General features: G+C 59.9%; 26 protein-coding genes, 2 tRNA genes and 2 pseudogenes. 16 read left to right on the top strand and 14 right to left on the bottom strand.

All coding sequences use genetic code 11. The features are described 5' to 3' along the window. The first annotated feature begins 187 nt into the window (after positions 1 to 187). Positions 188 to 1600 carry an MBOAT family O-acyltransferase gene (locus BUA38_RS27685; protein WP_072822962.1) on the top strand — a complete coding sequence of 471 codons (1413 nt, stop codon included), beginning with the start codon at positions 188 to 190 and terminating at the stop codon, positions 1598 to 1600. A 3-nt stretch (positions 1601 to 1603) separates the two neighbouring features. Further along, positions 1604 to 2794, top strand: coding sequence for a hypothetical protein (locus BUA38_RS27680; protein ID WP_072822960.1), 1191 nt, complete (start codon positions 1604 to 1606; stop codon positions 2792 to 2794). Positions 2795 to 2970: 176 nt separating this feature from the next. Here the strand turns inward: BUA38_RS27680 and BUA38_RS27675 are convergent, their stop codons facing one another. From BUA38_RS27675 to BUA38_RS27665, 3 genes are all read right to left on the bottom strand, one after another. Continuing rightward, complete coding sequence (locus BUA38_RS27675) at positions 2971 to 4191, bottom strand: ABC transporter substrate-binding protein (RefSeq protein WP_156898757.1); 1221 nt, start codon at positions 4189 to 4191, stop codon at positions 2971 to 2973. A gap of 34 nt (positions 4192 to 4225) precedes the next feature. Beyond that, entirely contained in the window at positions 4226 to 4639 is a 414-nt protein-coding gene (locus BUA38_RS27670; RefSeq protein WP_072822956.1) for a RidA family protein, read from the bottom strand. 90 nt (positions 4640 to 4729) lie between these two features. After that, positions 4730 to 5767 (bottom strand): LacI family DNA-binding transcriptional regulator, encoded by a 1038-nt coding sequence (locus BUA38_RS27665; RefSeq protein WP_083587793.1) that lies wholly within the window; start codon positions 5765 to 5767, stop codon positions 4730 to 4732. Positions 5768 to 5864: 97 nt separating this feature from the next. Between BUA38_RS27665 and BUA38_RS27660 the strand changes: the two genes are divergently transcribed. From BUA38_RS27660 to BUA38_RS27650, 3 genes are all read left to right on the top strand, one after another. Continuing rightward, the gene (locus tag BUA38_RS27660) at positions 5865 to 6737 is read left to right on the top strand and encodes a phytanoyl-CoA dioxygenase family protein (protein WP_072822954.1); all 873 of its coding nucleotides are present in this window, start codon (positions 5865 to 5867) and stop codon (positions 6735 to 6737) included. An 82-nt stretch (positions 6738 to 6819) separates the two neighbouring features. After that, positions 6820 to 8169: an MFS transporter gene (locus BUA38_RS27655; RefSeq protein WP_072822952.1), complete on the top strand. Its 1350-nt coding sequence runs from the start codon at positions 6820 to 6822 to the stop codon at positions 8167 to 8169. Between the two features lie 50 nt (positions 8170 to 8219). Further along, positions 8220 to 9239 (top strand): LLM class flavin-dependent oxidoreductase, encoded by a 1020-nt coding sequence (locus BUA38_RS27650; RefSeq protein ID WP_072822950.1) that lies wholly within the window; start codon positions 8220 to 8222, stop codon positions 9237 to 9239. A 396-nt stretch (positions 9240 to 9635) separates the two neighbouring features. On the opposite strand, the gene BUA38_RS27640 is transcribed toward BUA38_RS27650, so the two are convergent. After that, complete coding sequence (locus BUA38_RS27640; protein WP_072822946.1) at positions 9636 to 9947, bottom strand: YdhR family protein; 312 nt, start codon at positions 9945 to 9947, stop codon at positions 9636 to 9638. Positions 9948 to 10284: 337 nt separating this feature from the next. Then, positions 10285 to 10370, bottom strand: a tRNA-Tyr gene (locus BUA38_RS27635). A gap of 222 nt (positions 10371 to 10592) precedes the next feature. On the opposite strand from BUA38_RS27635, the gene rlmB reads away from it, so the two are divergent. Then, a complete protein-coding gene (gene rlmB / locus BUA38_RS27630) occupies positions 10593 to 11423 on the top strand; it encodes a 23S rRNA (guanosine(2251)-2'-O)-methyltransferase RlmB (protein ID WP_072822944.1) in 831 nt (276 codons plus the stop codon). Positions 11424 to 11512: 89 nt separating this feature from the next. Here rlmB and BUA38_RS27625 read toward each other — a convergent pair whose 3' ends face one another. The 4 genes from BUA38_RS27625 to BUA38_RS27610 all read right to left on the bottom strand — a co-directional run bounded on the left by BUA38_RS27625 (position 11513) and on the right by BUA38_RS27610 (position 14386). Next, the gene (locus tag BUA38_RS27625) at positions 11513 to 11881 is read right to left on the bottom strand and encodes a hypothetical protein (RefSeq protein WP_072822942.1); all 369 of its coding nucleotides are present in this window, start codon (positions 11879 to 11881) and stop codon (positions 11513 to 11515) included. Positions 11882 to 11921: 40 nt separating this feature from the next. Further along, complete coding sequence (locus tag BUA38_RS27620) at positions 11922 to 12494, bottom strand: hypothetical protein (RefSeq protein ID WP_425304929.1); 573 nt, start codon at positions 12492 to 12494, stop codon at positions 11922 to 11924. A gap of 195 nt (positions 12495 to 12689) precedes the next feature. After that, positions 12690 to 13385, bottom strand: a complete 696-nt coding sequence (locus BUA38_RS27615) for an urease accessory protein (protein WP_072822938.1) — start codon at positions 13383 to 13385, stop codon at positions 12690 to 12692. 269 nt (positions 13386 to 13654) lie between these two features. Continuing rightward, positions 13655 to 14386, bottom strand: a complete 732-nt coding sequence (locus tag BUA38_RS27610; protein WP_156898756.1) for a hypothetical protein — start codon at positions 14384 to 14386, stop codon at positions 13655 to 13657. A 52-nt stretch (positions 14387 to 14438) separates the two neighbouring features. On the opposite strand from BUA38_RS27610, the gene BUA38_RS27605 reads away from it, so the two are divergent. From BUA38_RS27605 to BUA38_RS38840, 9 genes and pseudogenes are all read left to right on the top strand, one after another. Then, positions 14439 to 14696 carry a hypothetical protein gene (locus BUA38_RS27605; RefSeq protein ID WP_072822934.1) on the top strand — a complete coding sequence of 86 codons (258 nt, stop codon included), beginning with the start codon at positions 14439 to 14441 and terminating at the stop codon, positions 14694 to 14696. A gap of 918 nt (positions 14697 to 15614) precedes the next feature. Further along, on the top strand, positions 15615 to 15833 hold the full coding sequence (locus BUA38_RS37140) for a hypothetical protein (protein ID WP_156898755.1): 219 nt from the start codon (positions 15615 to 15617) through the stop codon (positions 15831 to 15833). A 981-nt stretch (positions 15834 to 16814) separates the two neighbouring features. Beyond that, on the top strand, positions 16815 to 16970 hold the full coding sequence (locus BUA38_RS27600) for a hypothetical protein (protein WP_156898754.1): 156 nt from the start codon (positions 16815 to 16817) through the stop codon (positions 16968 to 16970). 410 nt (positions 16971 to 17380) lie between these two features. Next, positions 17381 to 17677: a hypothetical protein gene (locus BUA38_RS27595; protein ID WP_156898753.1), complete on the top strand. Its 297-nt coding sequence runs from the start codon at positions 17381 to 17383 to the stop codon at positions 17675 to 17677. 64 nt (positions 17678 to 17741) lie between these two features. Continuing rightward, positions 17742 to 18077 (top strand): hypothetical protein, encoded by a 336-nt coding sequence (locus tag BUA38_RS27590; protein ID WP_072822928.1) that lies wholly within the window; start codon positions 17742 to 17744, stop codon positions 18075 to 18077. Next, complete coding sequence (locus BUA38_RS27585) at positions 18043 to 19338, top strand: AAA family ATPase (RefSeq protein WP_083587792.1); 1296 nt, start codon at positions 18043 to 18045, stop codon at positions 19336 to 19338. The genes BUA38_RS27590 and BUA38_RS27585 overlap by 35 nt, the downstream gene beginning before the upstream one ends. A 417-nt stretch (positions 19339 to 19755) precedes the next feature. After that, the gene (locus BUA38_RS27580; RefSeq protein WP_244553065.1) at positions 19756 to 20094 is read left to right on the top strand and encodes a hypothetical protein; all 339 of its coding nucleotides are present in this window, start codon (positions 19756 to 19758) and stop codon (positions 20092 to 20094) included. 995 nt (positions 20095 to 21089) lie between these two features. Then, positions 21090 to 21368 (top strand): annotated as a pseudogene (locus tag BUA38_RS27570) (recombinase family protein); the annotation flags it as partial. Further along, positions 21304 to 21921: pseudogene (locus tag BUA38_RS38840) on the top strand (recombinase family protein); the annotation flags it as partial. The pseudogenes BUA38_RS27570 and BUA38_RS38840, both read left to right, overlap by 65 nt. Here BUA38_RS38840 and BUA38_RS38305 read toward each other — a convergent pair. The 4 genes from BUA38_RS38305 to BUA38_RS37135 form a co-directional block, all read right to left on the bottom strand. Then, complete coding sequence (locus BUA38_RS38305; RefSeq protein ID WP_244553064.1) at positions 21826 to 22215, bottom strand: hypothetical protein; 390 nt, start codon at positions 22213 to 22215, stop codon at positions 21826 to 21828. The pseudogene BUA38_RS38840 and the gene BUA38_RS38305 sit on opposite strands and share 96 nt — an antisense overlap. A gap of 298 nt (positions 22216 to 22513) precedes the next feature. After that, positions 22514 to 22588, bottom strand: a tRNA-Thr gene (locus tag BUA38_RS27555). A gap of 64 nt (positions 22589 to 22652) precedes the next feature. Continuing rightward, the gene (locus BUA38_RS27550) at positions 22653 to 22910 is read right to left on the bottom strand and encodes a hypothetical protein (RefSeq protein ID WP_072822917.1); all 258 of its coding nucleotides are present in this window, start codon (positions 22908 to 22910) and stop codon (positions 22653 to 22655) included. 181 nt (positions 22911 to 23091) lie between these two features. Further along, entirely contained in the window at positions 23092 to 23199 is a 108-nt protein-coding gene (locus BUA38_RS37135; protein ID WP_156898752.1) for a glucose transporter, read from the bottom strand. Positions 23200 to 23382: 183 nt separating this feature from the next. On the opposite strand from BUA38_RS37135, the gene BUA38_RS27545 reads away from it, so the two are divergent. Continuing rightward, positions 23383 to 23652 (top strand): hypothetical protein, encoded by a 270-nt coding sequence (locus BUA38_RS27545; RefSeq protein WP_072822915.1) that lies wholly within the window; start codon positions 23383 to 23385, stop codon positions 23650 to 23652. Between the two features lie 51 nt (positions 23653 to 23703). On the opposite strand, the gene BUA38_RS27540 is transcribed toward BUA38_RS27545, so the two are convergent. Beyond that, the gene (locus tag BUA38_RS27540) at positions 23704 to 23943 is read right to left on the bottom strand and encodes a DUF6719 family protein (RefSeq protein WP_072822913.1); all 240 of its coding nucleotides are present in this window, start codon (positions 23941 to 23943) and stop codon (positions 23704 to 23706) included. Positions 23944 to 23969: the final 26 nt, after the last annotated feature.

Genomic DNA, 23969 nt, shown 5'->3' with positions numbered 1-23969 from the left:
GCGCCTGGACCAGCGAGTTTCAAGAACGGGGCGCGGCGGATCACTTCCGCCGCGTCCTTTTTTGTAACCCAGCTCGTTTTCCCCACGTCCGGTGTTCCCCGGATAACCCCGCCCGTTGCGTCGGCCCTTGAGGCCGTGCTTTACCGGTCGCCGAGGCCACGGTTCAGGAAACAACGCCGGCTCGCACATGCTGTTTTACGAACCGCTGTTCATCACGATCTTCCCCGCTTTTTACGCCGTCTATCTGCTCACCGGCGGCGTCTCGGCCAGGAAATGGCTGCTACTCATCGCGAGCGCGCTGTTTTATTTCTGGGGCGAGCCGGTCTTCGTTCTGATCCTGTTCGGTTCGACCGCATTCGATTACGCGCTGTCGTTCCAGCTGAACGAACCAACCCCGCCTCCAACCCGGCGGCTCGCGCTTGCAGCCGGCGTGGCCGGCAATCTCGCGATGCTCGTCGTCTACAAGTACGCCGATTTCCTCGCCGACAATCTCAACGCCGCGCTTTCGCCCTTCGGCGCGCATCGGCTGCCGCTGTTGCACCTTGCGCTTCCGATCGGCGTATCCTTCGTGGTGTTCGAGAAGATCACCTATCTCGTCGACACCTATCGCGGCACCTCGAAGCCGGCGGCGACATTCCGCGATTATTGCCTGTTCGCGCTGTTCTTCCCGAAACTTCTTGCCGGCCCCATTCTCAAATATCACGAAATGCAGGACCAGATCGCCAAGCCGCGGTCCGTCGAGTGGAGCGATTTCGGCACAGGCTTCCTGCGTTTCTCGCGCGGCATCGGGCGCAAACTGCTGATCGCCGATCCGCTCGGCAGCTTCGTCAATACCGTCTTTGCCGCCGATCCTGCGAGCCTTGGCGCAAGCCACGCCTGGCTCGCGCTTGGAAGTTTCACGTTGCAAATCTATTTCGATTTTGCCGGCTATTCCGACATGGCGATCGGGCTTGCGCGCATGCTCGGCTTTGGCCTTCGCGAAAACTTCAACGCGCCCTATGCGTCGCGCTCGATCACGGAATTCTGGCGGCGCTGGCATATGTCGCTGACGACCTGGATCCGCGACTATCTTTACAAGCCGCTCGGAGGAAACCGCGACGGCGATGTGCGCACCTACCGCAATCTCTGGATCTGCTTCCTGCTGTCCGGCCTCTGGCACGGCGCGAGCTGGAATTTCGTGCTGTGGGGCGCCTACAACGGCCTGTTTCTCACGCTCGATCGCGTCTTCCTGCGCGATGTACTCGAACGATGCGGCGCGGTCATCGCCACCATCGTTACGCTGTTCATTGTGATGATCGGCTGGGCGATTTTCCGCTCCGATTCACCCGCGCACCTGACGACCTTTCTTTCGGCGCTGTTCGGCATGACGTCCGCCAACGACGCCCTGGAAGTTCCGGCCGAGCTGCCGTTCGCGCTGGCACTCGGCGCCATCGTCTCGCTGTTGCCGGCAACCGCCTTCTACCCAGTGCTCGTTCGCCGTTATGAGGCAAGCCGCTCGCTCCGCGCGATCACAATCGCAGCCCTTGTCGTTGTTTACGTGCTTGCGATCGCGCGGGCGGTGACCGCGCCGTTCCAGCCCTTCATCTATTTCAGGTTCTGACCAGTGCGTAACGTCGCCCTCTCCCGCCCTATCGTCCGCGCCGCCTTCTGCGCCTTCCTCGCGCTATTGCCGCTTGGTACCGCCTGGAACCTTCTCGCCCTGCAGTACTTCCCTTCGCACACGATCAGAATCGGCCCCAAGCTCGACGGCGTCACCTACGACAAGCCCGTGATCCTGTCATGGGCGACCGTTCGTGACGGGAGTTTTCAGAAAGCCGTGACGAGCCGCGTTACCGACGCGATGGCGATCCGCCCACTGCTCATTCGTGTCAACAATGAAATTCGCTATCAGCTGTTCGGCGAGCTGACCGCACCCAACGTGGTCAGGGGCGTCAAAGGCCAGTTGATCGAGCGGGTGTATCTCAACGATTATTGTTCGCGTACCGAAGGCATGGGTTTGAAGCTCGCTGCCGATATCCTGCCGAAGCTGCGCGACATCCAGAACTACTACGAAAACCGCGGCGGCATTTTCATCTACGTCGTCTCGCCGTCCAAGGTCGCGCATCTGCCGGAATATTTTATCAACAGCGTCCCCTGCCCCAGTACGCCGGAGGCACGCAAGCAATTGGTGCCTGACTATGTCGGCGCGCTCCGGCAAGGCGGCATCCATGTCGTTGACACCGCAAGCCTGATCCATTCGCTGAAGGGCACGTACCCCTTCGACCTGTTCCCGCAAGGCGGCGTGCACTGGAACGATGTCGGCGGTGCACGGGCGGTTTTGGCCATCGTCGAGGCGATCAACCAGCAGGCGGGGCGCGAACTCATCCCGCCCTTCACGTTCACCTACACACTGGCGACGCCGGAGAAAGGCGCCGATCGCGAACTCGCCGATCTCCTCAACGTGTTCTTCCCGCACCTCGGATACCAAACGCCGCAGGCAAGTTTCCAGCCATCCGTGCCTTGCGCGGAGAGTCCGGCACGAAACCTCGACGTGGCGATGGTCGGTTCGAGTTTTGGCCACCTGCCCGCGCGCATCATGATCGAGGGCAACTGTCTCGCGCGGTTTCGCTTCTACTACTACCTGATCCTCGGCCGCTTCGGCGGCACGCCGATCCACGAATTGCAGCGCAATCTCGTCGACAGCGACCTGACGCCGCTGCGCGACGCCAAAGTCATGATCCTCGAAGAGAACGAGTCCTTCGTCGACAAAGCCGGCTATATCGATCCGCTGCGCGCGCTAGTGCGGCGATTTTGAAGTTCCTATCAATATCGCGGCGAATTCGTCATAGGAACTTCAAAATCAAAGCCGCACTAGAGACTATATTTACTAGAGCTCTTTCGATTCCGAAGTTCGCGCCGAGTGGGCGGTAACAACTGACGAACTTCGGAATCGGAGCTCTGGTCAACCGTCCCTGATGTTGAGAACCAACCTCACTGCTTCACGAGCGGACACTCGCTTTCCGATAGCGGACGGAAGGCCTGATCCGCCGGCAGCGTCGCCAGCACCTTGTAATAGTCCCAGGGATATTTCGATTCTTCCGGCGACTTGACCTGCACCAGCAGCATGTCGTGCGCCATGCGGCCGTCCTTGCGGATGGTCCCGCCCCGCGAGAAGAAATCGTCGACCGGCATCTCGCGCATTTTAGCGAGAACCGCCTGGCTGTCGGCGGTGCCCGCAGCTTTCACCGCCTTCAGATAGTGCGCCACCTCGGAATAGACGCCGGCGTGTGTCATGGTCGGCATCGCCTTGCGCCGCTCGAAAAACCGCTTCGACCAGGCGCGCGTGTCGTCGTTCAGATCCCAGTAGAAACCTTCGATGTAGGTCAGCCCATGGGCCATGGGCAGGCCCATGCTGTGGATGTCGGAGATATAAACCAGCGGCGCCACGATCACGTGGTCCTTGGTCAGGCCGAACTCGCCGGCCTGCTTCACCGAATTGATGGTGTCCGAGCCGGCGTTGGCGAGCGCGATCACCTTGGCATTCGACGCCTGGGCTTGCAGCAGGAAAGAGCTGAAATCCGGATTGTTCAGGGGATGACGGACGCTGCCGACCACGGTGCCGCCAAGCGCCGTGATGGCTTTCACGGCCTCGTTCTGTAATGAAATGCCAAGCGCATAGTCGACCGTGAGGAAGTACCAACTCTTGTCGCCCTTCGCGACCAGCGCTTTCGCAAGACCTGCGGCGTTCGAATAGGCGTCGTAGACCCACTGAATGCCGTTCGGCGAGCACTGCTTGCCGGTCAGTTCCGTCGTCGCAGCGGTCGCGAAGAGCGCGATCTTGTTCTTTTCCTTCACCAGCGCCTGGATCGCGAGCGCCACTCCCGAATTCGGCATGTCGGCGATCACGTCGACGCCGTCGACGTCAATCCAGTGCCGGACAATCGATGTCGCAACGTCGGTCTTGTGCTGATGATCGGCAGATACGAGTTCGATGGGCTGGCCGTCGATCTTGCCGCCGGCGTCTTCGATCGCCATTTTCGCCGCCTCGACCGAGCCCAGGCCGGCCTGGTCCGCGTAGGGTCCCGACATATCGCTGAGCACGCCGATCTTGATCGGCCGGTCGAGCGCCTGCGCCTGGCTCGCGACCGCGCCGAACAAAACGGCGCATGTTAAGACGACCAGAGCCTTGATCTGCTTCTTCTGATTTTTCATCGAACACCTTCTCATCTAACATCCGTACTTCAAATCATTGGGCGGCCGGCAAGCCAACGACAGCCTCGATCTCGACCTTCATTTCGGGCAGCGCGAGCTTGCTCACTTCGATCAGCGTGCTCGCCGGCTTCGCAGCCCCGAAGAACTCCTGCCGCACGGGATTGATGGCGGCGCGATCGTTGATGTCGGTCAGGAACACCGTCACCTTGAGCACGTCGGCCATGGTGGCGCCGGCCACATCGAGCACGAGTTTGAGATTGGCGAGGATCTGGCGGGTCTGCGCGGCAGCGTCCGCGCCGCCGACGAGCTTTCCTTCGCCGTTATGCGCGGTCAGTCCGGAGACGAAGAGAATGTCGCCAAACCGCACCGCATCCGTGTAGTGGCTGAGGGGCGCGGCAAGTTCTTCGATCCTGAATTCCTGGCGCCTGGCGCGGTGGGATTGCGGCATTCTTTTTTCCCCTTGTTTTTGTTGGTCGCTGCAAAACCCATTCCAGCGGCCATCCCGGGGATTGTCCAGTGGTCCCTTGGAATCGGACCACTAGCCGCTATCGCGCAGCACGAGTTCGAATCCGAGATCGATGCGCCGCTCGCCACCGCGTTCCAGCGTCAGCGTCGCTGCCGTGCGGCCGATATCGTGTCCGTGCACGCTGATCGTGCTCAAGGCAGGCGAAATCAATTGGCCCATCTCGAGATTGCCGAGTCCAATGACCGCGACGGGCTGCTCCGATGCGGCGGCCTGACGCAGTCGGCCGGCTTTGCGCAGACCAGCCATGAAGCCGATCGCATAGGCGTCGTTGGCGGCGAACACGGCATCGACATCCGGCAAATGCACATTGGCGGCGACGCTGCCGGGCGCATTGCGATCGAGGATTAGCCTCTGCGGCTCGGCCAATCCATGCGCCAGCGCCTCCTCGCGAAAGCCAAGCCAACGGCGCCCGCCGCGCGGATCGTCACCGCCGATGAAAGCGAGATGCTTACGTCCCTGCGCGATCAGGTGCCTGGCGACCGCAACGCCGGCCTTGAAGTTGTCGAAGCCCGCGACCGCGTCGATCGGATTTGCCGGCAGGTCCCAGGTCTCGACAACGGGAATCCGCGCGTTGCGCAATAACCGCGCGCCGTCCTCCGTCGCCGGCGATCCAACCATGATGATCGCTTCCGGCCGCCGCGACAGAAGCGCCGCCAGCATGCGGTCCTCGCGCCCGTCGTCGTAGCGCGACTGGGCGAGGATCACCGAAAAGCCCGCCGGCTCAAGTGTGTCGGACAGGCCCTGAACGGTGTCGGCAAAGATCGAATTGGCGATGGTCGGCACCAGCACGCCCACCGAATTGGTGCGCGCGCTCGCAAGCGCGCCAGCCACGAGATTGGGGACGTAACCGAGTTCGCGCATCGCGCGCTCGACCCTGGCACGCGTCTCCGGCGCCACCTGTTCAGGCAGCCGCACCACCCGGCTGACGGTGATCGCGGAAACGCCCGCGAGCTTCGCCACCGCCGACAAGGTCGGGGGAAGTCCTGCGGGGTTTTCTCCGATCTCAGGCGGCGATCCCTGAGCCAATTCCTGGGTCGATTCCTTGGTCATGGCCGTCCATGCACGAATTTCACTTGCTCATCTATCATGACAGCGCTACCATTTATTAATGTTAGCGCTAACATGGCTAAAAATGAGAGCGAGACCAATGATTCCTGAGGAGATGGTTGAGGCGTACCGGCGCGATGGCGTGGTGGTCGTGCCAGAGGTGCTCGGCGCCGATACGCTGCAGCGCCTGCGCGGCGTGATCGCCGAGCTCGTGGCCGGCGCCGCCACCGTGACCGAGCACACGGACGTCTATGACCTCGAGCCGGGCCATACGCCCGAAACGCCCCGCGTCCGCCGCATCAAGACGCCGCACAAGGTCCATCCGATCTTCGACGAGATCGTGCGCAGCCAGCCCGTGATCGAAATCCTCACCCAGCTCATCGGACCGGGCCTGCGGCTGCACGGATCCAAGCTGAACATGAAGTCCGCGCAGTATGGCTCGCCGGTCGAATGGCATCAGGACTGGGCGTTCTACCCGCACACCAATGACGACATCCTCGCCATCGGCGTGTTGCTCGACGACTGCGACCTCGAAAACGGTCCGATGTTGGTCGCCCCCGGTACGCATAGCGGCGACTCGATGTGGAATCATCACGGCGAGGATGGCTGCTTCGCAGGCCTGATCGATCCCGACCTGGTCCAGGATGAGATCAAGCGCGCGGTCCCCTGCATGGGCAAGGCCGGCAGCATGTCGTTCCATCACGTCCGTGCGCTGCACGGATCGGCGATGAACACCTCCAACCGCCCGCGCAATCTCCTGCTCTACGAAGTTGCCGCGAGCGATGCCTGGCCTTTGGCGGGCGTCAAGGATTTCGACGAGTTCAACAGCCGCCTGCTGGCGGGACCGCCGGTGATCGCGCCTCGGATGACGGACGTGCCGGTGCGGATGCCGCTCCCCCCACCGAAACGACAGGGCTCAATCTACGAGACGCAATCGGCGTCCAAGAAAACCTACTTCACACGCGCAGCGTAGTGACACCAACAAATGCCCGCAGGCTTTGCCCGCGGGCATTTTGCTTCAAGAACACATCAAAACAAAACGTACGGGGAAACGCATGACCAAGACGGGAGCCGATGGCGCCGGCAATTCGCGCCTACGTGTTGTGCTGGCCGCAAGCATCGGCTCGGCGCTCGAATGGTACGACTTCTTCCTCTACGGCACGGCGGCGGCGCTGGTGTTCGGCGAATTGTTCTTTCCGAAGAGCGATCCGGTCGTCGGCACGCTCCTGTCGTTCCTGACCTTCGGTGTCGGTTTTGCCGTTCGTCCCATCGGCGGCATCATCTTCGGCATCCTCGGCGACCGTTACGGCCGCAAGCCGGTGCTGGTCGCAACACTCCTGATGATCGGTCTCGGCACCACTTTGATCGGCTTCCTGCCGACCTACTCGCAAATCGGCGTTTGGGCTCCGATCCTGCTGGTGGCGATGCGGGTCGTACAAGGGCTCGGCGCCGGCGCCGAATATGGCGGGGCGGTGATCTATCTGGTCGAGAACGCACCGGCCAACCATCGCGGGTTCTGGGGCGGCTTTGCCCCGCTCGGCGTTTCCGTCGGCAATCTGCTCGCCGCCGCGGCCTTCGCTTTGGTGTCGATGCTGCCGCGCGACCAGTTGATGGACTGGGGATGGCGACTGCCGTTTTTGGCGAGTTTTGTCCTCATCCTCGTCGGCATCTACGTGCGCATGCGCATCGCCGAGACGCCCGTCTTTACCGACGCCGTCGTGGCGCGCGGCATCATCGAGAAGAACCCGGCGATGGAAGCGCTGCGCAATCATCCGCGCAACTTCCTGGTCGTGCTCGGCGCGCGCATGGCAGAGAATGGCCTTGGCTACTTCTTCCCGGTGTTCGGGCTCAGCTACGTCATCAAGACGCTGGGCGTTCCCAATTCGGAAGCACTCAGCGCCCTGATGCTGGCCTTTGTCGTCGAGCTTTTCGCCATCCTCGGCTTTGCCGCGTTGTCCGACCGGGTCGGCCGACGGCCGGTCTACATGTTCGGCGCGCTCGCCGGCGTGGCGTTGGCTTTCCCCTTCTTCTGGATGGTCGGCACCAAGCAATGGATCCTGATCGCGCTTGCCTTCATCCTGGCACGAGCCGTGGTGATCGCGGCGATGTTCGGGCCGCAAGCGGCCTACTTCGCCGAACTGTTCCCTCCGCAACGGCGCTTTGCCGGATTTGCTTTCGCGCGCGAACTGGGATCGCTGCTGTCCGGCGGCCCGGCGCCTTTCGTCGCCACCGCGCTGGTCGCAGCCTACGGCACCTGGTGGCCCGTCGCCTGCTACGCGATCTTCCTGTCGCTGTGTACGGTCGTGGCGATCTGGATCGGCCCGGAAACGTACAAGGAAGACATCACCGCAGCCGAGCCTGATCGGCACGACGAGCTTCCGGCGGTAATGCCGCTGCGCGCCTGAGCAGGCGAGCGGCGGTGGCAAATCATGCGGGGGATCACTAGATTGCCCGCATGAAAAAGATCGGCTTTCTTTCGTTCGGACACTGGACGCCCTCCCCGCAATCGCAGGCCCGCTCGGCCTCGGACGTGCTGCTGCAATCCATCGACCTTGCGGTCGCTGCCGAAGAATTAGGCGCGGACGGCGCCTACTTTCGCGTCCATCACTTCGCGCGCCAGCTCGCCTCGCCCTTCCCGCTGCTCGCAGCCGTTGGCTCGAAAACGAGCCGGATCGAGATCGGCACCGCCGTGATCGATATGCGCTACGAAAACCCGCTCTACATGATCGAGGACGCCGGCAGCGCCGACCTGATCTCGCGCGGACGCTTGCAGCTTGGGATCAGCCGCGGCTCGCCCGAGCAGGTCATCGATGGCTGGCGCTATTTCGGCTATCAGCCTGGCGAAGGCCAGGACGATGCCGCGATGGGACGGCGGCATGCCGAAGTGTTTCTCGACCTGCTCGGCGGCGAAGGCTTCGCGCAGCCGAACCCGCGCCCGATGTTTCCCAATCCACCCGGCCTATTACGTGTCGAGCCGATTTCCGAAGGCCTGCGTGAGCGCATCTGGTGGGGCGCGGGTTCGAACGCAACCGCAGTCTGGGCCGCAAAACTCGGCATGAACCTGCAAAGCTCGACGCTCAAGAACGATGAGACCGGCGAACCGTTTCACCTCCAGCAGGCCAAGCAGATCCGCGCCTACCGCGAGGCCTGGAAGGAGGCCGGCCACAGCCGCACGCCGCGGGTATCGGTCAGCCGCAGCATCTTTGCACTGGTCGACGATCGCGACCGCGCCTATTTCGGCGGCGATCAGAGCGATGATCATATCGGCTTCATTGATCCCAAGACGCGGGCGATCTTCGGCCGCAGCTACGCGGCCGAGCCGCCTGCCCTGATCGAGCAGCTCAAGCAGGACGAGGCAATCGCCGAAGCCGATACGCTGCTCCTCACCGTGCCCAATCAGTTGGGCGTCGACTACAACGCACATGTGATCGAGGCGATCCTGAAGCACGTCGCGCCCGCGATGGGGTGGCGGTAGTGGCGGGTAACACCCTCCCTGTCGTCTGATCGTCGTCTATCAGCGGTATGTCGCCTGTCGGGCGATTTTGGGGGGCTATGATGAAACGCGTAGTTGCCGGCGTAGCACTGGTGATGGGCACAGCGGGCTTTGGTTCGGCCGAGGCCGTCTGCGTCTATGCAGATAAGCAATATTCCGAGGGAGAACGCTCTGCATTTCGCCGACCGCGACCCAGACCTGTACGAACAGCGGCAGTTGGACCAAGCTCGAACTGCCGCAGACCCAGCCCAATGCCTGCGAAAGAGCCTATCTGACGCCGAACGCCGTCACCTTGACGGTATCGCCGGACAGGCGGCGGGATAACTGACGGCCGCGATTGCGAAGCCGACGCGACGGCTCAGCCAAATAATTGTGCGGTCAAACCGCACCGGCCTTGCCCGACGCCTTGTCGGCGAGCGCGACCGTCTCGAAATACTGGATCTTGGGGTCGTTGCCGTACCGCGCGCGGATGCCGTCGCGCCACGGCCCCGAATAGAATGCCTCGGCATCGGCCTGGGTTTCCCACATATAGACACCGCCGGCGACATCGCCTTCCTTACGGCAGATGAACTGTTTGCGCAGGAAACCTTTGGCCTTGAGGAAGTCGGGGGCGATCTTGGTGAAATGCTCGCGGCATTCCTCAAGCCCGATCGATTCCGGCAGGTTATAAAGAACGACAGCGGTAATCATGAAATCCTCCTCTTTTCTCAGGCTTCAGCAAGTCCGGTGGCGGCAATGCCAAGACAGGCCTGACGGACATCCGGATTGACGGCGAGTTCGGCGGTCGGCGCCGCCAAAACGATACGGCCGGTGTCGAAAGAAGTTCAACGCTCTGCCGCAAGAGCATCGCGCGATCCTCGCAAGCGCAAGGGTTCGGAACGCCGCCTCGCTCTCCGCCCTCGTCGAGCATCACGCGCTTGAGACGGCGGTACAGCTGCGGCGGTTCCTGCTGCTGCATCAGGAACGAGACGTTCAAGGCGGCAGGAAAAAGGCGCTTCGCCGATCCGGCGCGATGGTGGGGAAGGGATGGTGGGGAAGGAAGGACTCGAACCTTCGAAGCCATGAGGCGGCTGATTTACAGTCAGCTCCCTTTGCCACTCGGGACACTTCCCCGTCTCAGATCCATCGCAGACTTGCCCGCCCCGAAGGTGCGGACATCAGCCTGTCGATGACGCTGAAAACCGGAACCTCAAAAGGCACCGGCCGGGCGCGTTTATGGGCGAAGGACGACGGCAAAGTCAACCGAGGCCATTGCCAAAAATGCCAACATTTTCAGGGCTTCGTCAAATTGCCTTGCAAATTGCGTTGGGCAGAAACCCGTGAGACAAGCCTTCCATGCGTGATCGCGACCGAAAGCCCAAGTTCCACCGCCCCGACGGCCCCGGCAAGCGCGCAGGGCCACGCCGTGACGGCCATAAGCCTCCCTGGCGTGGACGCGAGGGCGCGGCCGATGACACCGTGATCCTTTATGGCTGGCACACGGTCACGGCCGCGCTCGCCAATCCCGGCCGGCGGATTCGCAAGCTCCTGCTCACCGAGAACGCCGCGCGCCGGCTCACTGAGGAAAACATCGATACCCGCATCCCGCCCGAGATCGTGCGGCCTACCCTGATCGACCAGCGGCTCGGCCCCGACGCCGTGCATCAGGGCATGCTGGCCGAGGCCGATCCCCTCGACTCGCCCGACATCGACACCCTGCCGCAGGACGGCATCGTGCTGGTGCTCGACCAGATCACCGACCCGCACAATGTCGGCGCGATCATGCGCTCGGCGGCGGCCTTTGCGGTGAAAGCGATCGTCACCACCGCACGCCACAGCCCGGAGGCCACCGGCGTGTTGGCAAAATCCGCTTCCGGTGCGCTGGAACTGGTGCCGCTGGTAATGGTGCAGAACCTCGCCCGTGCGCTCACCGAGATGAACGAGCGCGGCTTCATGACCGTCGGCCTCGACAGCGCGGGCGATCAGAATCTCGCTGCGGTCGAGTTGCGCCAGCCCATAGCGCTGGTGCTGGGCGCGGAAGGCAAAGGCTTGCGGCAATTGACGCGCGAAACCTGCAGCGTCGTCGCGCGGCTCGACATGCCCGGCGAAATCAAAAGCCTCAACGTCTCGAATGCCGCGGTGCTCGCGCTCTATGTTGGCGCGAGCCGCCTCGGTCTGATGGGCTGATGTTTTAAAAAAGAAAACGCCCGCTTGCGTGATCCGCTAGCAGGCGTCGATGTCGTTGCGGCCGCGATGCGGCCCGCGGGCCCGGCCGATCAGTACATGCTGTGCAGCACGTGCGGGTGATAGTGGTAGCCGTAGTGATGCCAGTGGTGACGGTAGTGGTGGCGATAGCCCCAACCGGCGACGCCCATTTCCTCGTAGTAGCGGCGCGGCGCGAAGTTGCCGGGACCGGTATAGGTCGGGCCCTGCTCGACGTAGTAATATTGCGGCTGCGCGATGGGCGCGGCGTGATACTGCACGGCCGGATCGGGGAGCCGCTCATAGGGCGCATAGGGCTGCCCATAACCCCCGCACGGGCTGGCATAGCCGCACGGCGAGCAACTATCGCAGGCCAAAGCGGGTGCAGTACCCGCAGTGATCACGGCAAACGCCGCTCCCAATCCAAAAATCGTCTTACGCATTACACTCTCCTGTGGGGCAGTTTCGTTCTTGAACCCAAGTTTACGGACGACGTTGCTGGCCTCCCTGGCCCCTGACTTCCGGCTGAGGGACCGGAGGGTTCTGCTGAGGAGACGCAGAGATCAGTGGCGCCGCGTTCTGTTGCGGGATCGCAGAGTTTTGCTCGAAGCGCCGCCCGCGATTACGTTCGTTGATCTGCGGTGCCACGATTACCGGCGGCGGATATTGCGGCACCGAATTCTGGATGGATGGAATCAACGGATCCGCCTGCCGGGATCCCGCTGACCAGGATTCATGGAAACTCGGCGCCGGCTTCGGTTTGTCGGGGCCTTCGATTTCGAGCCGGCCATAGCCCGGCAAACGTCCCGAACTCGGATAGTAGTGACCGACCGGCGGCATCGGCTCGATGGGGTGGCCACCATAGACCGTCGGCTGGTAATGGACGCCCTTGTCGAGACCCCAGTCACCTTCGACGACCGCATAGGATGCATCGACGCCGTTGATGATGACGGGCACGCCGGGACGGCCGGGAATGGCGATGACAGGACCGTTGCTTTCGGCACAGGCCATGCTCGCCGTTCCGATCAAGACTGCCAGTGTGACGAACGCACGCATCGCATCCAAATCCCGATAGCCCAACCCTAGTCGAAGCCCGGGTTTCGAGGGTTAAGGCGGACGGCCAAGCCAGGCCAAACTATCGGTAAGCCTAACGCGGAGGCCTTCACGCTTCGTCAATTTGCGGGGTACTAGCGGGCGAAAACGTTAACCCAAGACAGCATCAAGACCGCATAGAGGGCGGCGCCTCCGCCGTCAGGAAAAGGCGGTTTCGGCAATCGTTCGCAGCCCAATGGCGATCGTGACCAGCCCAACCACCCCTTGCAGGCCGTGATTGGCCCAGGTCAGCCAGCGCGCCGACAGCGCAATCGGCACCGCGATCACGGTCGACAGCGCCCCCATCCCGATCATCGAGCCGACCCCGAACAGCGCGACATAGCCGAGCCCGACCGCCACATTCGGGGCCTGGGTTGCGGTGAGCACCAGCAGCGCCGCCGAGCCGGCCATGCCATGCATCAGCCCCACCAGCAGCGTGCGCCAGCGAAAGCCGTGTTCGTGGCTGTGCGAGGCGCGTTCATGGGCGATCGTCTCGCCGGCGTGGCTGTGGGCATGCAGGTGCATCGTCCCGTCCTGATGGCGGTGCTTGTGGAAATGAATCCGGTCGCGCCACAGCCGCCACAGCACGTGCGCGCCAAGGCCGACCAGCATGACGCCGACCGCGGTCTCGATCGGACGGGACAGCTCGTCGGAGATGGCCTGGCCGAGCGCGAGCGCAGCGCCCGCAAAGGCAAACAGCGTCAGGGTGTGGCCGAGGCCCCAGGTCAGGCCATGCTTGACGATGTCGCCGACGTTGTCGCGGCGCGCGGCGATCGAGGAAACGGCAGCGACGTGATCGGCCTCCAGCGCGTGCTGCATGCCAAGCAGAAAACCCAATCCCAGAATTGCAAACATGCCCCGCCTGTCCCTCGCGATCCCACACACAGGACCGGAACGGCATTTGAGCCTTTCAGGCCGTAAAATGGAACGAAAATCGGCGACGGCTTTATCGATCCCGTTCTCGCTGGGGCCAACCATGACGGGAGTGCTGGTGCCGGTTGAGTGCTTCACTCAATCTAGCCGACAAGAACATACTGAGATCGTTAGCTTCGGAATCTGGTCTGAAACAGAAACTCCACCAAAAAAGCGCCGCTAGGCGGCCAGCCAGTGAATCCGACAGTGTCCTACTTTCGATACAGCGCCGGTTTCGCTTGGATGCTCGGCCAAAGTTCGCGGACCTGGCGACATGCGGCACGAATAGACCGCAGGCGCGCGGTGTGGTCCGGGGCCGGACCCATGTTCTCCCCAAGCCGCAGATCGGCAACGAAGCACAGATCACGGTCTACGGTCCCTAGAGAGCCGTCTTGCGCTTCCAGCAGCATCTGCATCAAGGCGACAAGGTACCGCGCCATCTCGCGTCGATGTTCGCCACGACGTTCCTTCGTCGTCTTCATCTTGCAGGCTTCTGGATCAGGAGCCTTTGCAACTCTCAGGATGCCAGCGCCGATACGATCGCCGCGCCTGCCCGCGCCAACCAAAAAATCTGGCCGGATCGAAACTTCGACGCCTTCGATGTCAATGGCATCAAATTTCGGCGGTGAACTGAGAGCCATTCTGCGCATCCCCAGCGCATTTTCTCTAATCTCGAAAAGATCAATGATTTCAGCGCAGCGAAGCGCGTCTTCGCGGGCTTTCGGCTTGATGGTCCGATCAGCGGCTTTTATGGTTAACGCTTCTTTAACCCGGATCAGAATCTCTGGTGAGCGTCGAGGGTCCACGTTGTATGCGCGTAGCGCCCTCATCGCATCGCCGTTGGCCGTTACGATTGGAGGTCGCGAAAATTTGGAGTCGTGCAGCACGTTCTGCTGCCCGTCAGGCCGCATAATCAAAAACTCAGCCAACGCTGCCGCCGACATTCGCGGCTCTTGCCGCTCCCGCACGGACGGATGAAGAACAGGACCCACGGACATGGACGAAGACCTTTCCATCACAATCGACAATCACAGAACACTGTGGCTCACGGAAATCTCGCGAGTCACATTTGAAGACCAAGCACTCGACCAACTCGGTGGGGATGGAGGTCTGTTTGTTGTTCTGGAAGATTGTGCAGAAGGCACGTTCGAGGTTCTTGCTAAGGCCGCTTCAACTTGGGCCGGGCAATCTCTTTTGAACTTGTTCGCTGCGAATCTTCGCCGTCCGAATCACCTGATGGTTGTTCAATCCTAATTACTACCAGAAAGTAAAAATCGACTTAACCTGTTAACACTTTTTTAAGCCCGTCTCAGTTGGCGGCCTCTTTCATTCCGGCTGCTAGAATCGAAAGGGGTCACCTCTCGGCGACCCCAATGGCCGGTAAAATTTGTGCGTGATGAAAATCTCAGCCCCGGCAAGGGCCAACGTAGAGTTTTCCACAGGCTGAGATAGCCGGACAACTACCGTCTACAGCACTGTCCTAATTGGCACAGCACCCCCAGTGGGTTACCGGCCTGTTTCGACCCCTGGTGGCCTAGTTTGAAGTCAATGGTGGCCTAATTTTAATTGACTCTGATTTTTCACATCGTCAAAATTTGTTCCATGGGGAAGGGCAAACAACCAACCTGCCCTCACTGTGGGGCTTATCTGACGCTCGCGTTGCCACTTGGCGGCGAAGGTCCACGCACGTTTCAGTGCTTCGATTGCGAAGGCCTCGATCCCCTCACGAGTCCTTATGCAACAGGCTGGCTTGCCGGTGAGCTAGGCAGGACCACATCCCGCGAAACTGAGTAAGACCGCCTCAATGGGCTTTAGATGATGCAGCGGCCACCTCCGCGTACGCACCAACGGACAATAGTCGTGCTCGATATAGACCGCGTCGAAAAGGCCAGGCCGCCAAGAAGCTCGCCGAACAGACCGGGCAAACGATTATCGTGCGAGACGCAGACGGCTTCGAAATAAACACCGTTTATCCAACTCGACACTAGAAGGGCCGCCTCAGTTGGCGGCCTCTTTCGGTGTGCAGTCACCCTCGTCGAGCCAAAACGAAAAACCCCGGCATAAAAGCCGGGGCCATCAGCCTTGGTCCGTGAAGAAACGATGACATTAGGTTGCCTAAAAAATTTCTTGCGCGAACGGGACAGCTCAAGTTGAATCCAGCGGGGCTGGCCGATGAACACCGACGATATAGAAATTCGACACGGCATGAGGGTGCGTCTTTCCGTTCTTGGAAAGGAGCGCTGCCCGAGACTTAAAAATGGGAACGGCGTCATCTTGCGCAGGAACGGACCGTCCACCATCCGAGTGCTTTTCGATGGACGAAAACAGCCCATAACGCTGCACCAGAGCTACGTCGAAATCCCGGAATTGGCGCGCCAGCCCGGTGCGTGAATACGAAACCGAAAATAATAGGAACTATCTCCACGCCCAGACCATTTTCTTGGCGTGATCCCGTACCGCACCCCCTGCTTACGCGGGACCACGTCTCACAGCCTCCCCAGCCGACCCCATCGGCTGGGGTTTTCTTTGCTGCCTCACCACGCCTTGCTGCCCATGCGAGAACGCTCCGATTTGTGATCGAACCGCGAGCCGCCGTTTGCGTTGACTCGACCCTATGACACCGCCGCGATGCCCGGCTTGCAACGAACCATTAAGGCCGTCGCCTTCAACTAGCGGCAACACGTCCTTTGCCACGGCACTCCTTGCATTCCCTATAAATCTTGACTCCGGGCCGCGTTGGGTGTGGCGCAACCGTATAGCCGCCACCCATACATTCCGGGCAGTCGCGCTCTGGTGGATTGACGACGGGTTTTTTCATTTACGACCTTAGCTAACGCCACCCGCAACTGGATGGTGGCCCACTTCCAGCCTGCGAATATTCGCAGCGACCTTGGAGCACACTCACGCTCTGCACGTTTCGGGCATCGTCGCTCGGAGGGCTGCAAAAAATGCTTACGACGTTGGCAACGTTGATCGCTCCTATCGTGGTGCTGACCATATTGATAATCGTCGTCTGTGAAATCAAGGACGCTTGGGAACGAAACCGCATCAAGTAGTAATACCGCCTTCGTCGCGGAGTGGCCTGATTTGATTTTTCTCAAAAACAAAGAGGCTATTATTTTTCTATTCGAGTCCGCTACAGCACCGTCATAGTTCGCCTTCCCGAGCGCCCGAAAATAAAACGGCCCCGGTCTATTAGATCGGAGCCGTTGCCCGCAGGGCATTGGGGGTAACGATGGAAGCGGGTAACCTAAGCTAGCATCTGTCCAAAACGGGCTCCCTTAAATCTTGGAGTTAGTTTCCAAATTTGAATTTAGTATTTTTCTTGAGTGGAAGCCGCTTAGGTGGGGGGTAGCCAGTAAGGCCACCCACATGTCTGAAGATGCGACGCAATACCGAGAACGGGCCGAGGAAGCCCGACAGGTAGCCGAGAAGTTCAAAAATCCCCTTGATAAGGAAGTATGGCTTCACGTTGCTGGCGAATGGCTCAAGCTTGCGCAGAACGCCGAAATGCAAGCGAGAGAGTGACAATCCCCTTCATGTCTAGAAACATCTGTTTACCGTCCGACAAGCAAGCGGCTTCGCGCCCGACCGCACACCGCAAATTGCGGGCGCTCATAACTAGCCGGACGACTCGGCCCTGACCTTAGTGTGATTGGACCACTAGCAGCCGTTCGCGTTGAATCGGCTTAATGACAACGCCGCGATGCCCGGCTTGCAACGAACCGATGAAAGCTGATGGCCACACTTTCCGTTGTGAGCCATGCAAGCAAATCATTGTCTTCTTCAAGGTTTCCGGCAAACCGTTTCGTACTCCTACCGACGTAGGCCGCGAGCATCCGAAGAAGACGGATAGCTAGGCTTCCACTTAATTCTGGAACAACTCCAAACCGGATAGCTCGCCCCGGCATTTTCGCGTGCCTGATAAGGAAACTATCTTGAAATTAGATTGTCTTTTTACACTCCAATCACTGTTGAACGAGCGCTTCGCGACTCTCTTCGCGAGCGGCACCAACTTGTCTGCCGCACAGACATTGCACACCTTGGTTCTCACTGCCACGTCCGACAGCCTTGACGGATTTTGGGCGCAGATTCAGCCCTTCTACGAGCCGCTGACTCCGACCTTCCAATCCAAAGTCCGGACTCTTAACGACTCGATTGTCAGTGGTGACGTAACGCCCGCCGACTTCGCCGAATACGTAAAGCTGCTGGCAGCGTCGTTGCTGGCCGCCTAATCCACCCTATCCGTCGTCATAGGGCGGTGGTCATTTCTTACATTTTTGAAAATTGAGAATTTTTATGAATAGCGAAACTAAGCAAGACTGCATTGAATCAATCGTTCGCGTTTTGGAACGCACCGCCCTATGGCGCAAATCAATTGCCGCGAACTACAACGATAACCGGAATATTCGTGCGGCCCAGACTTTGGACAAGTTGGCTGTTGATGCAGCCAAGATGACCGATGACGATTTCATGTTACTCAAGGATCATTTTGATTGGAATTCGATGGTGTGGCGTAACGCGGTGAATCAGGCCACACGGCAGATCGGTTTTTTCAATAGGTCATCAAATTTCGGAGCGTTCGTCAGAGCACTTGTGCATGAGCTTTCGCTTTCGTCGCGAGTCGCCGCTTAAAATGACCGCCTTGAAAGTAGACGAAAGCGTTTCGAGCAAGAAGATCGACAGAGGCCAAATTGTTCTCAATCGGATTGGCAATGAATGGAAAGGAAACGGCTTAACAGCCGCAAAGAACGCTGCTTTCGAAGTCGGCAAGCTCGTCGCAGGAGGAATGCTCGCCCATTACAGGGCCGATGATTTTTGGAAGCGTCGTTTCGAAGTTCAATTGATCGACGAGAAATGGTGGTCAACGGTACATGAGGCGTTTCAGAGCGGACGGTCATCGCTGGTAACAATTGATGACCTACTCGCTCAGTGGTTTCCGGTCGCAGCAAACGATAACAACAAAGACGACTCGATCAATGCCGAAACACTTCTCGGTATGAATTTCGCGCCGCTGGAGTACGTCGTTCCCGGCTATGTGGTCGAAGGACTAACAGTGCTGGCCGGGAAACCTAAGCTAGGCAAAAGCTGGTGGGCTTACGATGCGAGCATAGCCGTAGCAACTGGCGGCAAGGCTATGGGTTCGGTGGACTGCGAACAGGGTGATGTGCTGTACCTGGCACTTGAAGACAATCCGCGCCGTGTGCAGAGCCGTCTATTGACCCTCTGCCCGGCCCGCAAGGTTCAGGGTATTGATTTGGGGCGGCTTACCGTCCGCACCATTGCGCCACGCATCGATACGGGCCTTCTCGCTGAACTCGACAAGTGGCGACTGGCCAGCGCTAGCCCACGCCTTGTGATTATCGATGTGTTTCTAAAGGTCAGGCCACCAAGGAAGAAAGGCGAAGACCCCTACTCCGCTGACTACGACGCCGTCACGCCGCTACAGCGCTATGCCAGTGAGCACCGACTAGCGATCGTGCTTGTTACCCATACTCGCAAAATGGCGGCCGACGATCCCTTGGAAGCCGTTTCAGGCACCAACGGCGTAACGGGCGCGGCTGACGCGGTCTTGGTCCTAAATCGTGACGGCAAAGGTACGACCATTTACGGACGCGGCCGGGATATCGAGGAAATCGAAACCGCCATGCGCTTTGACGCGGGCCGATGGTCGATCCTTGGCGATGCTGACGAGGTCCGCAAATCTGACGAACGGCGCAAGATCATTGCTGCGCTGAAAGCCGCCAAGGAAGCGCAAAGCCCTAAAGCGATTGCCGACCTGACCGGCATGAAGCCGGTCAATGCTCGCGTGCTGCTCGGTAAGATGGTGGCAAGCGGTGAAGTGAGCCAGCCGAGCGTTGGTTTCTACATCGTGCCATATCCGAAACCACTCTAGAACTTCCCCTATAAGACTCTGGTTACAGTGGTTACACCAATTACAGTTTGAAAGTTATCGGTGTAATCGCTGTAAGCGGTGTTCTTAGGAGGCGGACTTTTACCGGGCAATCGGCACCTTAGACGTGCAGGGTCGATCTGGGCATGTCTGTTTATCAGTAGACCGGAAGTGACCGGCGCGCGGTCAGAAGGGGCGCGGCCCGCCTCCGGGAATGAGTCTGGGCCTAAATTGCTAGGAACTGTTTCGGCAGCACCCGATTGTATCACTATTAAGTTTTACGGCAGCCCTTTCGCAAAGGGCGCTCCCGGGAAACGTGCCGGCCCGGCGGTTTAGAGTTTCGGAACTGGAAAGGCTTCGCACATGAAAAAAGCAGTATTTGCGTTAGCGACCGCTGCGACCCTCGGTGTCACTGCCTTGATGACACCATCACCAGCTCAAGCGTGGAGAGGCGGTTGGGGCTGGGGCCCCGGTCTCGCAGGCGGACTAATTGCCGGCGCGGTGATTGGTGGCATAGCGTCCAGCGCGTACGCCTACGGCCCGGGTTACGGTTACTATGGCGGACCAGGGTATGGCTATTACGGCGGGCCGGGGTACGGCTATTATGGCGGCTACGCGCCTGCTTACGGCGGCTACGCCCCAGCGTACTACGGCGGCGGCTACGCTCCCGCATACTACGGCGGGTATAGATCGAGCTACTATGCTCCCGCCTATTATGGCCCCGGGTACTATGGCCGTCGGTACTATCAGGGCTGGTGATCGCCAGACGCGACGCTTAAGTCGAACAACGAAAGGTCGCAGAGATATCTGCGACCTTTTTTGTGCCGACTTGGTTCCGGTTGTGACGAGACGAAAGCAGGGTTTAGACTGTCCGCTTCGGCACTAAGCAAACACGGCAAGGTATCTCCTCTGAGTCTGTTTAAGCCAATAGCGGACGTGACGGCCTCGCCTGTACGGTGGCTCAATCCGGGGAGCTACCTCGTCTCGGTTATGGGAATGCCGCTCACAGAGCCGCGCTGTAGCTTGTGCAGGCAACGCATTCTCGCGCGCGGGAGTTGGACAATCGGAGAATTAGCAAAGCGATTTCAACGATTGCATCACCACGACTTTATTAGTGGACACACCTGCATTTCGGCAGCGTGTCGGTTTATAATCACGTCCTTGGGCGCGTAACCACAGTTAACCCTGAGATTATCTTTCAGGGCTAACTCTTACCCCACGGCGCGCGCCCGCTGCTGCCTTCATTAGATAGGAGGATGATTCCGCGCACACGCGGCATGACATTGACGTTCCGACCGAGACTCCGCAGTCGCGGTGGTCGGGAGAGCTATATCGATTTTTTGGGAGATGAAACGGCGTAGCCAGTTTCAGTATGAAGTTACTAGCAGGAGTTGACTCATAGGGCAACTGGCGAACTGCAAAACGCGGCGCGGGTGCTCGATCTATCTTCATAAACAGGAATGCGGATTCCAAAATGACGAAACACGTTTCGCCCGAAAGTATGGGCACTGAACTTATTGGCACGGACTACATCCGGGCCATCGGCGGCATAGCCACAATCATGCGCGAATGTGAACCCGGCTCGTTCGTCGGCGTGGTCGAGAAACACGCCAAGAAAACGGTTCCGGAAGACGCCGGACCCGTCATGAGCGACAACGAGTCGTTCGACGACACAAAGCAGTCGCCGAAGAGACTCGCATTGAAATTCATGCAATCCGAGCTGGAGAAGCTATTCGACGCCCCCAAGACCGCAGTTCGCGAAGATGGTGAGCGATGCCCATACCGGTGCGTTCGATATTATTCTGTCAGAGGATTTGGACAGATTGTCGCGAAGCCAATCAGATATTGCACAGCTTTTCGAAGACATGAATTTCGCAGAGATAGAAATTCATACGCTCGCAGACGGCCTGATAAACGAAATGCACATCGGTGTTAAAGGCACCATGAGCGCATTGTTCTTGAAAAGCCTTGCACAAAAAGTTCGCCGGGGGGTTGGCCGGTGCGGTTCGTGCGGGGCGCAATCCCGGTGGTGATCTTTACGGGTACACACCGAGAAAGGGCGAGTCAGGCGTCCTTGATATCAATCCCGAGATTGCTGGCGTTGTTCAGCGCATCTACGAAGAATACATATCAGGTGCTTCGCCGCGTGCGATAGCCGCAGGTTTGAACGCCGACAACGTCCCTGCCCCGCGTGGTGGAAAGTGGAACGCTTCGACAATCAACGGCAACACGGCACGCGGTCAAGGGTTGCTCTTGAACGAACGGTTTGTTGGCCGTGTGGTTTGGAACAAGCGCCGATCGGTGAAAGACCCTAAGACCGGGCGTCGCACGACTCGCTTAAACTCCGAGTCTGACTGGATCGTTCAGGACGTGCCTGAACTTCGAATTCTTGACGACGAACTATTCGAGGCGGCGCGGACAAGGAGGCTTGACGCTGGAACGCCAGCTTCTCGGCGAAGGCCAAAATCGACTCGCCTGCTGTCAGGATTGCTAAGGTGCGGCGTGTGCGGGTCCGGCATGGCTTTGACCGGTTCGGATCGTAGCGGACCGCGAGTCCGTTGCAGTCGATACCGGGAAAGCGGTGCGTGTGAAAACAGCACAAAATACTACATCGACAAAATCGAGCGGCTGGTTCTTGGCCGACTGAAGGCACAAATCGATAACCCCGAGCTTATGGGCCAGTTCGTTGAAGCCTATGTCGCCGAACGGCGGGCGCTGTCTGCGGATGCCCGGAGAGACAAGGTCAAGATCGTAGCCAAAATTGATAACTGTAAGCGCAGTATCGAACGCCTTGTGCAGGCCGTTGAGAATGGCACGCTGGAAATAAGCGAAGTTGCTTCGCGGTTGCAGGTTCAGCGTTCGGAGCAGACGCGGTTGCAACGGGAATTAGCATCGGCGGACGCATTGGTCGTGTCGATAGATTTCCATCCGACCGCCATCGCCCGGTTTAAGGACTGCTTGGAGAAGATTTCGGCCGTTGGCAACGGGATCGAGTCCGACGTAGCCGCCAGCTTCAGGGACCTGGTAGATAGCGTCGTGGTGATGGCTCGGAAGCCCGGTGAACCGTATCGGCTAGAAATCCGGGGCCGACTGGCAGCCTTGATCGAAGGCCCTTCGGGGCCTTCACAGGGCCGCGTTGGAGCTAAGCTAGGTATCGCGGTAATGTCGGCTAAACAGGTGGTGCCGGTTGAGAGGATTGAACTCCCGACCTTCGGTTTACAAAACCGCTGCTCTACCGCTGAGCTAAACCGGCCATCGCGCGGGTCAAATAGCAGAGTTGCCGGCCAAGGGCCATCGCTGTCGGACGCAGATCACGGTCAGGCCTGGCCGTCTTCGAGGCCGTATTCCCGGTAGATCGCCTCGCGGTCGGCGGCCGGAAACAGGCGGCACTTGGCCTGGGCCAAATGAAGATTGACGGTCCCGGACTGGCAGCCGGCCGCGAGCAGTTTCTTGATGTCGTCCATATGGGTTGCGGGCTGATGCATCTGCGGCAATTGCTCGAGCGCAATCAGCGCCGTTGCCAAGGCTTCCGTGATCACCCAGTCGTCGTGGCCGGTGATTCCCTTTCGTGGCATGGAGACCGTCCTTTCGTCTTTGACCTGCCAACATCAGAGACGCACTACAGGTCCGCGGCCCCGCCGGTAGCGAATGTCGAATCCACTCCACTACCCCATTGGGGCACAATCGCGATCAGGAGCAAATATCGAGAGAAATTGGGCAGCCTTCAAGGCCGGCGGACGGACGCCACCGGCCAAGTCAGAGGAAGGCACACACCAGCGCCAGGTTGGCCGCGCAAGCCGCAAACAGCGCCAACGATAGCGTTGTGTGAATTCGCCCGCAGGCGATATGGCTGAGGATGCTCATGGCTTGGCGAGCATCCGGCGATTCTACCCGCGGAGTCCCAGGCGATTTTTTCGACTCAACCGGCGATATTTCTTGCCGGATTCATGAGTCATTTACGACTCAGGCACCGGTGAGACGCCCCATTTCCGCGTGCAACCGGAACCCGGTCTTCTGCGTTATGGAGGGGTGTTTGCGGAGCCAAGCATGCCCTACGCGCTATTTTGCAACGAGGCCCGGCTGAGTAACGCCTACCCGACCGAAGCCGACGTCTGGAAACTCGCCCGAAAAAGCGGCCTGGTGGTCGAAGCGGTATCCGAGGATGACAGACCGGCGCCGCGGCCTATCCTGGAAAATGACTATGAAATCCGGCCCTGCCCGGCCGACCCGATGGAGGATCCCGTCCGCAACCAGGCCGAAGCCGAACGAGAGGCGGCCCGCAGTCTGCAATGGGACACGCTGGTCCCGGATGCCTGAAACAAACAGAGGGGTCGCCGCGAAGCCGGTGCGCTACCCTCGGGCCGGCCTTCAGGGCGTCGCGGTCGCCAACGAGGCCTGCTCGGAAGCCAAGGTCACGCAGGCCTTGCGGCGATGGAGCCCGCGGATAGCGCCAGTGACCTTTTGCACCTGCCCGGCCGGACAGGCGACGTTCTGGACGAAGACGATCTCGTAGGGGGCAAGCAGCAGTGGCTCGGACTTCAGCACGATTTGGGCGGCGCACGGTAAAGCGATCGCGCAAAAGACGAACGCCAGGATGAAAACGCGCATGTGTGATGTCCAGCCGCCAGCGACGC

The organism is Bradyrhizobium erythrophlei (assembly GCF_900142985.1).
Taxonomy (GTDB): Bacteria; Pseudomonadota; Alphaproteobacteria; order Rhizobiales; family Xanthobacteraceae; genus Bradyrhizobium; species Bradyrhizobium erythrophlei_B.
Note: the sequence above shows the minus strand (reverse complement) of the source record. Positions and strands in the feature narration are given on the sequence as shown.

Bases quoted from the DNA above. Each gene is read 5' to 3' on its own strand.
- BUA38_RS27685 (WP_072822962.1), top strand. From the start codon at position 188: ATGCTGTTTTACGAACCGCTGTTCATCACGATCTTCCCCGCTTTTTAC.
- BUA38_RS27675 (WP_156898757.1), bottom strand. From the start codon at position 4,191: ATGAAAAATCAGAAGAAGCAGATCAAGGCTCTGGTCGTCTTAACATGC.
- BUA38_RS27670 (WP_072822956.1), bottom strand. From the start codon at position 4,639: ATGCCGCAATCCCACCGCGCCAGGCGCCAGGAATTCAGGATCGAAGAA.
- BUA38_RS27665 (WP_083587793.1), bottom strand. From the start codon at position 5,767: ATGACCAAGGAATCGACCCAGGAATTGGCTCAGGGATCGCCGCCTGAG.
- BUA38_RS27660 (WP_072822954.1), top strand. From the start codon at position 5,865: ATGATTCCTGAGGAGATGGTTGAGGCGTACCGGCGCGATGGCGTGGTG.
- BUA38_RS27655 (WP_072822952.1), top strand. From the start codon at position 6,820: ATGACCAAGACGGGAGCCGATGGCGCCGGCAATTCGCGCCTACGTGTT.
- BUA38_RS27650 (WP_072822950.1), top strand. From the start codon at position 8,220: ATGAAAAAGATCGGCTTTCTTTCGTTCGGACACTGGACGCCCTCCCCG.
- BUA38_RS27640 (WP_072822946.1), bottom strand. From the start codon at position 9,947: ATGATTACCGCTGTCGTTCTTTATAACCTGCCGGAATCGATCGGGCTT.
- rlmB (WP_072822944.1), top strand. From the start codon at position 10,593: ATGCGTGATCGCGACCGAAAGCCCAAGTTCCACCGCCCCGACGGCCCC.
- BUA38_RS27625 (WP_072822942.1), bottom strand. From the start codon at position 11,881: ATGCGTAAGACGATTTTTGGATTGGGAGCGGCGTTTGCCGTGATCACT.
- BUA38_RS27620 (WP_425304929.1), bottom strand. From the start codon at position 12,494: ATGCGTGCGTTCGTCACACTGGCAGTCTTGATCGGAACGGCGAGCATG.
- BUA38_RS27615 (WP_072822938.1), bottom strand. From the start codon at position 13,385: ATGTTTGCAATTCTGGGATTGGGTTTTCTGCTTGGCATGCAGCACGCG.
- BUA38_RS27610 (WP_156898756.1), bottom strand. From the start codon at position 14,386: ATGTCGGCGGCAGCGTTGGCTGAGTTTTTGATTATGCGGCCTGACGGG.
- BUA38_RS27605 (WP_072822934.1), top strand. From the start codon at position 14,439: ATGGACGAAGACCTTTCCATCACAATCGACAATCACAGAACACTGTGG.
- BUA38_RS37140 (WP_156898755.1), top strand. From the start codon at position 15,615: ATGAACACCGACGATATAGAAATTCGACACGGCATGAGGGTGCGTCTT.
- BUA38_RS27600 (WP_156898754.1), top strand. From the start codon at position 16,815: ATGTCTGAAGATGCGACGCAATACCGAGAACGGGCCGAGGAAGCCCGA.
- BUA38_RS27590 (WP_072822928.1), top strand. From the start codon at position 17,742: ATGAATAGCGAAACTAAGCAAGACTGCATTGAATCAATCGTTCGCGTT.
- BUA38_RS27585 (WP_083587792.1), top strand. From the start codon at position 18,043: ATGAGCTTTCGCTTTCGTCGCGAGTCGCCGCTTAAAATGACCGCCTTG.
- BUA38_RS27580 (WP_244553065.1), top strand. From the start codon at position 19,756: ATGACACCATCACCAGCTCAAGCGTGGAGAGGCGGTTGGGGCTGGGGC.
- BUA38_RS27550 (WP_072822917.1), bottom strand. From the start codon at position 22,910: ATGCCACGAAAGGGAATCACCGGCCACGACGACTGGGTGATCACGGAA.
- BUA38_RS37135 (WP_156898752.1), bottom strand. From the start codon at position 23,199: ATGAGCATCCTCAGCCATATCGCCTGCGGGCGAATTCACACAACGCTA.
- BUA38_RS27545 (WP_072822915.1), top strand. From the start codon at position 23,383: ATGCCCTACGCGCTATTTTGCAACGAGGCCCGGCTGAGTAACGCCTAC.
- BUA38_RS27540 (WP_072822913.1), bottom strand. From the start codon at position 23,943: ATGCGCGTTTTCATCCTGGCGTTCGTCTTTTGCGCGATCGCTTTACCG.